At 73.1% G+C, this 9,815-nt stretch carries 10 protein-coding genes, 1 pseudogene and 1 riboswitch; of the genes and pseudogenes, 6 read left to right on the top strand and 5 right to left on the bottom strand.

Annotation, left to right across the window (positions count from 1 at the left end; all coding sequences use genetic code 11):
* Positions 1-192, bottom strand: a pseudogene (locus tag ADK60_RS17550) (N-acetylglucosamine-6-phosphate deacetylase); the annotation flags it as partial.
* Positions 189-1,133 carry an ROK family protein gene (locus ADK60_RS17545; protein WP_053647100.1) on the bottom strand — a complete coding sequence of 315 codons (945 nt, stop codon included), beginning with the start codon at positions 1,131-1,133 and terminating at the stop codon, positions 189-191. The gene ADK60_RS17545 and the pseudogene ADK60_RS17550, both read right to left, overlap by 4 nt.
* A 369-nt stretch (positions 1,134-1,502) precedes the next feature.
* On the opposite strand from ADK60_RS17545, the gene ADK60_RS17540 reads away from it, so the two are divergent.
* Positions 1,503-2,786 carry an extracellular solute-binding protein gene (locus ADK60_RS17540; protein WP_234325938.1) on the top strand — a complete coding sequence of 428 codons (1,284 nt, stop codon included), beginning with the start codon at positions 1,503-1,505 and terminating at the stop codon, positions 2,784-2,786.
* 49 nt (positions 2,787-2,835) lie between these two features.
* On the opposite strand, the gene ADK60_RS17535 is transcribed toward ADK60_RS17540, so the two are convergent.
* The gene (locus ADK60_RS17535; protein ID WP_053647098.1) at positions 2,836-3,186 is read right to left on the bottom strand and encodes a cupin domain-containing protein; all 351 of its coding nucleotides are present in this window, start codon (positions 3,184-3,186) and stop codon (positions 2,836-2,838) included.
* Between the two features lie 103 nt (positions 3,187-3,289).
* Here ADK60_RS17535 and ADK60_RS41950 point away from each other — a divergent pair, with 103 nt between their 5' ends.
* Together ADK60_RS41950 and otsB are read left to right on the top strand one after the other, a co-directional pair.
* The gene (locus ADK60_RS41950; protein ID WP_079008457.1) at positions 3,290-3,631 is read left to right on the top strand and encodes a DUF3263 domain-containing protein; all 342 of its coding nucleotides are present in this window, start codon (positions 3,290-3,292) and stop codon (positions 3,629-3,631) included.
* A 55-nt stretch (positions 3,632-3,686) separates the two neighbouring features.
* On the top strand, positions 3,687-4,538 hold the full coding sequence (otsB, locus tag ADK60_RS17525; RefSeq protein WP_045939549.1) for a trehalose-phosphatase: 852 nt from the start codon (positions 3,687-3,689) through the stop codon (positions 4,536-4,538).
* Here the strand turns inward: otsB and ADK60_RS17520 are convergent.
* On the bottom strand, positions 4,513-5,991 hold the full coding sequence (locus ADK60_RS17520) for an alpha,alpha-trehalose-phosphate synthase (UDP-forming) (RefSeq protein WP_045939550.1): 1,479 nt from the start codon (positions 5,989-5,991) through the stop codon (positions 4,513-4,515). The two genes, otsB and ADK60_RS17520, sit on opposite strands and share 26 nt — an antisense overlap.
* A gap of 50 nt (positions 5,992-6,041) precedes the next feature.
* The gene (locus ADK60_RS17515) at positions 6,042-7,049 is read right to left on the bottom strand and encodes a glucosyl-3-phosphoglycerate synthase (protein ID WP_053647096.1); all 1,008 of its coding nucleotides are present in this window, start codon (positions 7,047-7,049) and stop codon (positions 6,042-6,044) included.
* Between the two features lie 150 nt (positions 7,050-7,199).
* A riboswitch (SAM riboswitch) is annotated at positions 7,200-7,331 on the top strand.
* Between the two features lie 18 nt (positions 7,332-7,349).
* Between ADK60_RS17515 and thrC the strand changes: the two genes are divergently transcribed.
* From thrC to ADK60_RS17500, 3 genes are all read left to right on the top strand, one after another.
* Positions 7,350-8,630 carry a threonine synthase gene (thrC, locus tag ADK60_RS17510; RefSeq protein WP_045939552.1) on the top strand — a complete coding sequence of 427 codons (1,281 nt, stop codon included), beginning with the start codon at positions 7,350-7,352 and terminating at the stop codon, positions 8,628-8,630.
* Between the two features lie 51 nt (positions 8,631-8,681).
* Positions 8,682-8,957, top strand: coding sequence for a ubiquitin-like small modifier protein 1 (locus ADK60_RS17505; protein ID WP_030393672.1), 276 nt, complete (start codon positions 8,682-8,684; stop codon positions 8,955-8,957).
* Between the two features lie 585 nt (positions 8,958-9,542).
* The gene (locus tag ADK60_RS17500; protein ID WP_030289665.1) at positions 9,543-9,746 is read left to right on the top strand and encodes a cold-shock protein; all 204 of its coding nucleotides are present in this window, start codon (positions 9,543-9,545) and stop codon (positions 9,744-9,746) included.
* The last annotated feature ends 69 nt before the right edge of the window (positions 9,747-9,815 follow it).

The following is a 9,815-nucleotide window of genomic DNA, read 5'->3' as shown; positions in this document are numbered from 1 at the left end:
GCCGCCGCCGTGGACGTGCAGGTCGACGAAGCCGGGCACGACGGTGTACCCGGTCAGGTCGAGGTCGCCGGGCGTGGCGGTACCGCCGAGGCCGGCGATCCGCTCGCCCTCGACGGCGAGACGGTCGCCCTCGACCACGCCGCCGGGCAGGACCAGCCGGGCGCCGGACAGTGCGAGTCGGTCCGCGGTCACGCGGTCACCTCCATGGAGAGCAGATCCCAGGCGAGCAGGCCGGCGCCCAGCGACGCGGCGGTGTCTTTGAGCATGGCGGGTACGACCTCGGGGGGCATCTGGAAAGTCAGCCGCTCGGTGACCGCCGCCCGCAGGGGGGTGAAGAGGGTGTCCCCGGCCTCGGCCAGCCCGCCGCCGACGATCACCCGGGACGGGTCGAGCAGGCTCTGGGCGAGCACGATGCCGTCGGCCAAGGCGTCCACCGCGCGCTGCCAGACCGCGACCGCGCGCGGGTCCCCGGCGTCCACCGCGACGGCGCAGGATGCCGCGTCGGCGTCGGGGTCGCCCACGGCCTCGGCCCAGGCGCGGGAGACGGCGGAGGCGGAGGCGAGGGTCTCCAGGCAGCCCCGGGCGCCGCAGCCGCAGGCGGGGCCGCCGGGGCGGACCACCACGTGGCCGATCTCGCCGCCGTAGCCGTGGGCGCCGGCCTCGATCCGGCCGTCGATGCCGATGGCGCCGGCGATACCGGTGCCGAGGGCGACGAAGAGGAAGCGGTCGACGCCCCGGCCGGCCCCGAGCCGGCCCTCGGCGAGACCGCCGGAGCGCACGTCGTGGCCGAGGGCGACCGGCATCGCACCGCCCGGGCCGGCCAGCCGCCCGCCCAGCAGGGTGCGCAGGGGCAGGTCGCGCCAGCCGAGGTTGGCGGAGAAGACCGCGATGCCCCGCTGTTCGTCGATCGTCCCCGGGACGGCGACTCCCGCCGCCAGGGGCGCGACGCCGAAGCGGGCGCGGCCCTCGTCCGCCAGATCGGCGGCGAAGTCGAGGATGGCGGCGACCACGGCGTCCGTGCCGTGTTCCCGCCCGGTCGGGCGTCGTGCTTCGAACAGCACGGAGCCGTCCTGGGCGAGCAACGCGGCTTTCATGCCGGTGCCGCCAACATCGAGTGCGATGACGTGCTTCACGGGGGACAGTTTCCCCCGGTCCGGTCTAAGAGGTCTAGTCCAGTTGTCGCATTGGTCTGGTCCAAAGGGGTGAGCTTTGTCGCAGAAGTGTGCGGGATGCGGCACTTTGCGCGGGCCGCCGGGCGGGTCGCCGGGAGGGCGCGGCACGGCGCGACAGGGCGCGGAAGGGCGTTCAAGAGGTCGGATTCGCGGATTTTGTTGCGCGGTGTGCAACAAATCCCGCACTTCGATAACTACCCGGCGCTCGGGGGCCTGAGGTCTGGACCACCGCATGCCCGGTTTGGCACCCTTGCGGCCTCCCCCCGGCCGGATCTCCCCCGATCCGGTCCGTTTCCCCTCAGCAGGATCCCCCCGAAGGCGGTACCCGCGTTGGACAGGCGCGCCCAGGTCCCCACCCGGTTGTTCGGCGTCGCGATGGCAGGCGCCCTGGCCGGAGCCCTCGTGCTCACCGGCTGCGGCGGCCAGGACGACGGTCCGGTCACCCTCCGGCTGGTGGCAGCCGACTACGGCGAGAGCGCGGACACCAGCTCCAAGCTGTACTGGGACGACGTCGCCCGCCGCTTCGAGGCCGCCAACCCGGGCATCAAGGTGGACGTCGAGGTGGCGAGCTGGACCGACATCGGCAAGCGGGTCGACGAGCTGGTCAGGAGCGGCAAGTCCCCCGACCTGCTGCAGACCGGCGGCTTCGCCGACCAGGCCGCCGCGGACCGGCTGTACAACGCCTCGGACGTGCTCTCGCTGGAGACCCAGGCCAACATCATGGAGTCGTTCTCGCACGCCGGGCAGGTGCTCGGTACGCAGTACGGCATCCCGTTCGTCTCCTCCTCCCGGGTGCTCTTCTACAACAAGGCGATCTTCCAGAAGGCCGGCATCGCCCAGCCGCCGACCACCTGGAACGAGCTCAAGGCGGCCGCCGAGAAGATCAAGGCCAAGGTCCCGGGCGTCACCCCGTACGGGCTGCCGCTGGGGCCCGAGGAGGCGCCGGCCGAGTCGATGCTCTGGACGCTGAGCGGCGGCGGCAGCCTCTCCGACGACGTCGGCAACTACACCATCGACAGCGACAAGAACCAGGCCACCTTCAGCTGGCTGCGGAGCAACCTGGTCGCCACCGGCCTGACGTACCCCGAGCCCGGGAAGATGAACCGCACCCCGGTGTACAGCGACTTCGCGGCCGGCAAGGTGGCGATGCTCAACGGCCACCCGACGCTGCTGCGGATGGCCACCAACGGCAAGATCGACTTCGGTACGGCCCCGATCCCCAAGAAGGACGGCCTGGCGAAGACCGGCAGCCTCGGGGTGGCCGACTGGATGATGGCGTTCAAGGCCAACGGGCACAAGAACGAGATCCGCCGCTTCCTCTCCTTCGTCTACACCAAGGAGAACCAGCTCAAGTTCGACGAGACCTACAACCTGCTGCCGGTCACCCAGGACGCGTTCGACACGATGACCGCGGATCCGAAGCACGCGGACCTCAAGCAGTTCGCGGCCGGGCTCGGCAACGCGAGCTTCTACCCCTTCGGCGACCCGGCCTGGGCCGAGGTCTCCAACCGGATCAAGACCGGCATCGGGGCGGCGGCGACCGCCGAGCCCAAGCCGGTGCTGGAGGACCTCCAGCAGGCGGCGGTGAAGGAGGCGGCCCGGATCCGCAAGTGACCCGGGCCCGGCCGACCGGCGTCGGTGCCGGTAGGTGGTCGGCAGGTGGTCAGTAGGTGATCGTGTAGACCTTGCGGAGCGTCTCCAGGACGGTCCAGGTGGTGCGGTCGCCCTCCTGGAACACCCCGGCGACACCCGGGCCGAGCTCCAGCACCGGGCCGCCGTCGACCACGACGGTGGCCCGGCCGCTCAGCACCACGAAGACCTCCGCCGCCTCGGTGTCGGTGACCACGCCCGGGGTGATCTGCCAGATGCCCGACTCGCCGGAGGCGGACTCGGAGAGCACCAGGCCGGACACCTCGGGGGTGCCGGAGACGATCTGCGCCGGGTCGAGCGGGTCGGGTTCGAGCTCGGCGGTCGGGACGTGCAGGGCGAAGGCGGCGGTCGGGATGCTGGTCATGGGGGCGACGCTAGTCGGCGGACCGGGGCGGCGCAGCGGGCAGGGTGTGTCGGGTCCGCGGGGGAGAATGACACTCCGTAGTGATGGGCGGAGGTGGGCCCGGATGGGCGCGGACGAGGAAGCGGCGCGGCCGGAACCGGAGCGGACGGACGGTCCGGGGCAGCAGGGCGGGGCGGGGCAGCAGGACGGGTCGGAGCAGCAGACCGGCCCGGCCGCTCCGGCCGGGCTGGACGCCAGGGACCGGGCCGTGCTGGCGCTGGAGGCCCGGAGCTGGCGGACGGCCGGGGCCAAGGAGCGGGCCGTCCGGGAGGAGCTGGGGCTCTCCAGCACCCGGTACTACCAGCTGTTGAACGGGCTGCTGGACCGGCCGGAGGCGCTGGCGCACGCCCCGGTGCTGGTCAACCGGCTGCGCCGGGTCCGCGACGCCCGCCGGGCGGCCCGCTGAGGCGCCGCCCCCGCCCGACGGGTGGCCCCCGCCCGGGCTGGGTACGGTGCCGGGCATGGGCCTTTCCGACATGACGCGACCGCTGACGGATGCCGGGCGCGCGGGGCTGGCAGCGCTGCTCGCCGCGCCCCGTGACGCCGTGATCGCCCTCGACTTCGACGGGACGCTCGCCCCGATCGTCCCCGACCCGGACCGGGCCAGGGCGGACCCCGGCGCGGCACCCGCGCTGCGCGCGCTGGCGCCGCTGGTCGGCGCGGTCGCGGTGGTGACCGGCCGGCCGGCCGCCCTGGCGGTGGAGTACGGCGGGCTGGCCGGGATCGACGGGGTGGTGGTGCTCGGCCACTACGGCGCGGAGCGCTGGGAGGACGGCCGGCTGACCGCGCCGCCGCCGCACCCGGGCGTGGCCGCGGTGCGGGCGGAGCTGGCGGAGCGGCTGGCGGCGCTCGGCGCGCCCGAGGGCACCTGGGTGGAGGACAAGGGCCGCTCGGTGGCCGTGCACACCCGGCGGACGGCCGAACCGGCGGCCGCGTTCGAGCTGCTGCGAGCGCCGATGGAGCGGCTGGCGGCCGAGCACGGGCTGGTGGTGGAGCCGGGCCGGCTGGTGCTGGAGCTGCGGCCGCCGGGGGTGGACAAGGGGGCGGCGCTGACCGGGCTGCTGCGCGAGCGCGGGGCACGTTCGGTGCTCTACGCGGGCGACGACCTGGGGGACGTGCCGGCCTTCGCGGCGGTGGAGGGGCTGCGCCCGGAGGGCCTGGCCGGGCTGCTGGTGTGCAGCGGCGCGGTGGGGGACGCGCCGGTGCGCGAGCTCGCCGACCGGGCGGACCTGGTGGTCCCGGGCCCGGCCGGCGTGGTGGAACTGCTGGTCGCGCTGGAGGAGGAGCTCAGCCGCCCGGCCGCAGGGCGTTGAGCTGGTCCAGGAACCACTGCTGCGGCGGCAGCGCCGTCGCGGCGGCGGCCAGCCGCTTGCAGCGGTCGGCCCGCTCCTCGGCCGGCATGGTGAGCCCGGCGTGCAGCGCCTCGGCGGTGGCCACGATGTCGTAGGGGTTGACGCTCAGCGCGTCCTGGCCGAGTTCGGCGTGCGCGCCGGCCTCCCGGGAGAGCACGAGCGCGCACCCCTGGTCGGAGACCACCGGGACCTCCTTGGCGACGAGGTTCATGCCGTCCCGGATCGGGTTGACCAGGGCCACGTCGGCCAGCCGGTAGGCGGCCAGCGAGCGCGGGAAGTCGTCGTCGACGTGGAGGACCAGCGGCCGCCAGTCCGGGGTGCCGAACTCCGCCTCGATCTCCGCGGCGAGCGCCCGCACCTGGTCGGTGTAGGCCCGGTACTCGGCGAGGTCGGTGCGGGACGGGTAGGCGAAGGCGATGTGGACCACCCGGTCGTGCCACTCCGGGCGGGTGCGCAGCAGGTGCCGGTAGGCCAGGAAGCCGCGGACGATGTTCTTGCTCAGCTCGGTGCGGTCGACCCGGACGACGGTGCGGCGGTCGCCGACGGTCGCACGCAGGGTGGCGAGCCGCTCGTCGACGTCCGGCCGGTGGGCCCGCTCGCGCAGGAAGTCGGCGTCGGCGCCGAGGCCGTGGACGCCGAGGGCGGTGGTGCGGCCCGCGTACGTCACGGTGAGCGCCTCGCGGTCGACCTCCGCGTCGAGGTACCGCTCGCAGCAGTCGGCGAAGGCGAGCGCCCAGCGGCGGGTCAGGAAGCCCGCCCGGTCGGCGCCGAGGATGCCGGTGAGGACGGCCTCGGCGATGTCGTCGGGCAGCAGCCGCAGGTACTCGGGCGGCGCCCAGGGGGTGTGCGAGAAGTGGCCGATCCGCAGATCGGGGCGGGCGGCGCGGAGCAGCGCCGGGACGAGCGAGAGGTGGTAGTCCTGCACCAGGACGGCGGCGCCGGGGGCGGCCTCGGCGGCGAGGGCCTCGGCGAAGGCCGTGTTGTACGCGGTGTAGGCCGCCCACTCGGTGCGGAAGCCGGCGTCGAAGACGGGGGCGGTCGGGGTGTTCCAGAGCAGGTGGTGGACGAACCAGAGGGTCGAGTTGGCGATGCCGTTGTAGGCGCGGGCGAAGGTCTCCGGGTCGATGCCGAGCATCCGGACGGCCTGGCCGCCGACGTCGTGGCCGGCCCGGTCGAGCCGGCCGTCCGGGGCCTCGCGGGCGGCCCGGCGGTCGGCGTCGGAGAGGGCGGCGCAGACCCAGACGGCGTCCGGGTCGTCGATCGCGGAGAGTCCGGAGACCAGTCCGCCGCCGCCTCTGCGGAGGGTCAGTGTGCCGTCGTCCGCGGTGCCGAAGGACACCGGCCCCCGGTTGGACGCCACCAGGACGGGGGCGGCGCCGGTCGGATTCGAACGCTCGGTCGTGAGATCACCCATGGTTGGTTGGTTGCCGGGGCTCCGGGGCGGCAAACCCGCGGGACGGGTCCTCAGTGTCGGGTGGCGTACTCGGGCACGGTGTGCATCGGCGGCCGCTCGGTCGCGGTGACCGGGTGGGTGTGGGCGGTGAAGGCGCGGGTCAGCGGGTCGCGGGTGAACTGGGTGAGCAGTGGGCGGACCAGGTCGGCGGAGGCCTTCAGCCGGTGGGTGCGGTCCAGCCGCTCCAGTGCGGTGCGGTAGATGGTGGCCGCCATCCGGCCGAGTGCCTGGGCGTCCTGGTGCCGGTGGTGGCGGATGCCGACGTCCACCTGGGCGAGCGCGTCCAGTCCGGCCGTCTCCAGCGCGTCGACGAGCAGGCCGAGCTCGACGCCGTAGCCGGTGGGGAAGGGCAGCCGTTCGAGCAGTGAGCGGCGGGCCGCGTACTCGCCGCCGAGCGGCTGGACGAAACCGGCGAGTTCCGGCCAGTGCAGATTGAGCAGCGGACGGGCGACCAGTTCGGTGACCCGGCCGCCGCCGGCCGGCACCACCGCGCCGTCGGTCTCCAGCGGCCGGTCGTACATCGCCTTGACCAGGTGGATGTCCGGCTCGGTGAGCAGCGGGCCGATGATGCCGGAGACCAGGGCGGGGTCGAACTCGCGCAGGTCGGCGTCCACGAAGCAGACGATCTCGCCGCGGGTGGCCAGCAGCGAACGCCACAGCACCTCGCCCTTGCCGGGGGCGGCGGGCAGCCGGGGCAGGATGGCGTCCCGGTGGACGACGGTGGCACCGGCCTCGGCGGCGACCTCGGCGGTGGCGTCGACGGAACCGGAGTCGACCACCACCAGCTCGTCCACCAGCGGCAGTCGTTCCATCAGTTCCCGCCGGATGACCCGGACGATCTCGCCGACGGTGGCCTCCTCGTCCAGGGCGGGCAGCACGACGCTGACGGTGCCCGCCGGACCGAGGGCGCGCTTGGCGGCCGGGAGCGTGTGAACCGGTCGGTCGGCCGCGGTCCACGAGCGCCGGCGCAGCCAGGACGCGGTCTCGGGGAGGAGCGCGGGGGTCGGTTCGGCGGGCACGGTGCTCTCCTCGACGGGATCGGTTGGGACGGGTCATCTCGCGTGGCGGACGGTCGGGTTCGGGACCGATGCCTTCGGATACAGTCTTCGTACAGCGATCGGACCTTCGCACGCCGGGGTCGCCGCTGAGCACAACCCACAACTTCACAGAGCTCATCCAGAGGGACTGAGGGAACGGCCCGTTGACGTCCCGGCAACCTTCTCGCACGGTCGGCTTCACGCCCCGGCGGGACAGGTGCCAATTCCGGCCCGGGCGCGACCGCGTCACGGGGAAGATGAGGAGAGAGGCCTCCGCCCATCATGGCTATCGACACCGCCGCACCCGTCACCGTCGACCTCGGCCCCGCCACCGCGCTGTCCTGTCGCGAGTGCGGCACCCGGTTCCCGCTCGGTCCCAGCTTCGCCTGTCTGGAGTGCTTCGGTCCGCTGGAGATCTCCTACGACTTCGGCAGCGAGGGCGCCGAGGAGCTGCGCAAGCGGATCGAGGCCGGTCCGGCGTCGATCTGGCGCTACGCGCCGCTGCTGCCCGTCCCGGCCGACGTGGCGACCAAGCCGAACCTCAACCCGGGGTGGACCCCGCTGGTGAAGGCGGACAACCTGGGCCGCGAGCTCGGCTTCACCGGTCAGCTGCACATCAAGGACGACTCCGGGAACCCGACCCACTCCTTCAAGGACCGCGTGGTGGCCTGCGCCATCGAGGCGGCCCGCGTGTTCGGCTACACCACGCTGTCCTGCTCGTCGACCGGCAACCTGGCCGGCGCGGTCGGCGCGGCGGCGGCCCGGGCGGGCTTCCGGTCCTGCGTGTTCATCCCGCACGACCTGGAGCAGGGCAAGGTCGTGATGGCCGGGGTGTACGGCGGCGAGCTGGTCGGCATCGAGGGCAACTACGACGATGTGAACCGGTTCTGCTCGGAGCTGATCGGCGACCCGGCCGGCGAGGGCTGGGGCTTCGTCAACGTCAATCTGCGGCCGTACTACGGCGAGGGCTCCAAGACGCTCGCCTACGAGATCTGCGAGCAGCTCGGCTGGCGGCTGCCGGAGCAGATCGTGATCCCGGTCGCTTCGGGCTCCCAGCTCACCAAGATCGACAAGGGGCTGCAGGAGCTGATCAAGCTGGGCCTGGTCGAGGACCGGCCGTACCGGATCTTCGGTGCCCAGGCGGCGGGCTGCTCGCCGGTCTCGGCGGCCTTCAAGGCCGGCCACGACGTGATCCGGCCGGTCAAGCCGGACACCATCGCCAAGTCGCTGGCGATCGGCAACCCGGCCGACGGCCCGTACGTGCTGGACATCGCCCGGCGCACCGGCGGCGCGGTGGAGGACGTCACGGACGAGGAGGTCGTGGCGGCGATCCGGCTGCTGGCCCGGACCGAGGGCGTCTTCGCGGAGACCGCGGGCGGCGTGACCGTCGGCGTGCTCAAGAAGCTGATCGAGACCGGGCAGCTGGACCCGTCGAAGGAGACCGTCGCCATCAACACCGGTGACGGGCTGAAGACCCTCGACGCGGTCTCCGAGGCGGGCATGACCGCCGTCATCCGGCCGACCCTGGACGCCTTCCGGGGCGCCGGCCTGGCCTCCGCCTGATCCCGCCCCCCTGATCGACCGGCTCAGCGCCCGAAACCGAGGAGACCCCCCATGAGCGCCAACGTCCGCATCCCGACCATCCTGCGCACCTACACCGGCGGCGTCAGCGAGGTGCCCGCCGAGGGCGCCACGCTGGGCGAGGTGATCGCCGACCTGGAGCGCAACCACGCCGGGATCGCCGCGCGGATCCTCGACGACACCGGCAAGCTGCGCCGTTTCGTCAATGTCTATGTGAACGACGACGACGTGCGGTTCGCCGAGGGCCTGGAGACGGAGATCAAGGACGGCGCGAACATTTCGATCATCCCGGCGGTCGCCGGCGGGTGATCCGCGGGCGGTCCGTTCCCCCCGGGGCGGGCGCGTCGTCCACGGCCGTCCGCGGCACGGAATTCCGTGCCGCGGACGGCCGCGCGTATTTTGGCGGGAATATCTTCGGTCCCGGGCGGAGTAAAGTGTCGCTGGACCGGGAACAGGGCGCGCCCGTAGCCCTGGTCCGGGAACGAATCCACCGCACCGCCACCACCGCCGGCTCCCGTCCGGCGAGAGCCGGGGCGGACCCGGGACCTGGATACATGTCAGGCCGGTGTCAGAATTCTGGCGGGGATTTCGGGTAATACGTCCGCTATGTCCGGCGGAGAATGCAGGACTTTCTCCCGATTGCGCCCGTCCTGTCCGACGGTGCCGCGGGTGAATTCCCCGCCATTGACCCTGTTGCAGAGGGCGTCGATCCGGATACATTCAGCCGCGGTCGACGCAATCGCCCGTTCGCCGGATGCCGTTCGGCGTCATCGGGAGGATTGTGGCGTGCGCGGCTGTGCCCAGGGGGGGTTCCCCGGGCCGGCCTCCAACCAGACCCGGGCCCGCAGACCTGCGGGCGCGTGAAGGGCCAGCACAGCACTAGGGGAGTTCGGAATGGCTCAGGGCACCGTCAAGTGGTTCAACGCGGAGAAGGGTTACGGCTTCATCGCGGTCGACGGTGGTGCGGACGTCTTCGTCCACTACAGCGCGATCCAGATGGACGGCTACCGCACCCTTGAGGAGGGCCAGCGGGTCGAGTTCGAGATCTCTCAGGGGCAGAAGGGTCCGCAGGCGGACATGGTCCGCGCGGCGGTCTGACCTTTCCGACACCCGGGAGTTCTGCTCGGCCCATCGGCTGGTGCACCTCTTGATTCTCATGGCGGGCCC

The sequence above is a fragment of the Streptomyces sp. XY431 genome, from assembly GCF_001279805.1.
In the GTDB taxonomy this organism is placed as follows: Bacteria; Actinomycetota; Actinomycetes; order Streptomycetales; family Streptomycetaceae; genus Kitasatospora; species Kitasatospora purpeofusca.
This window is presented reverse-complemented; position numbering and strand designations above follow the sequence as displayed.